Raw genomic sequence first — 562 nt, 5'->3', positions numbered from 1 at the left:
ACGCCGGGAATTTCGGAGATGCGTCTGCATGCCTCATCGTTGCGACGCCATTCGAGAATGCGCTGCTCGATCCGTGTGATCTGCTCGTCGAGCGCTCGAAGCCGCGAAAGCTGATCCTGCAGGCTGTCGGCCAGCATCGCGGGTAACTGTTCGGTTAGCGAGGCCAGGGCAGCTTTGGCTGCCTCGGTCGAGGCCCGCCGGCCTTGCGGCAACACGACGCCGAACTCATAGAGCAACCCGCGAAGCTGGTTGATCTGCATGACGCGCATCCGGACCAGCTGCTGGCGTATGCGGTGCATCGCGAGCATGGCCTGCTGGTCTTCGGTCTTGACGGCAACGAACCGCATGCCAGGACGCTGTGCAGCTTCCCAGATCGCCGCGGCATCGGCTGCATCGTTCTTGTTTGACTTCACGAATGGCCGCACGAACTGGGCGGCGATAAGCCGTACGTCGTGGCCGAGCCGCGCGAGGACCCGGGCCCAGTGATGGGCGCTGCCGCAGGCCTCCATGACGACGCGACTCGCAGGCCGGTTGGCGAAGAACGGCACGAGCTGGGCGCGTT

At 64.8% G+C, this 562-nt stretch carries 1 protein-coding gene; it reads right to left on the bottom strand.

What is annotated here, in order from left to right:
• Positions 1-562, bottom strand: a 562-nt coding sequence (locus HV796_RS43165; protein WP_175233663.1) for an IS110 family RNA-guided transposase, incomplete at both ends; no start/stop codon positions are given.

This window comes from Paraburkholderia humisilvae (genome assembly GCF_902859855.1).
Classification (GTDB): domain Bacteria; phylum Pseudomonadota; class Gammaproteobacteria; order Burkholderiales; family Burkholderiaceae; genus Paraburkholderia; species Paraburkholderia humisilvae.
The sequence above is the reverse complement of the archived record's forward strand: the minus strand, read 5'-3'. Positions and strand labels throughout refer to the sequence as shown.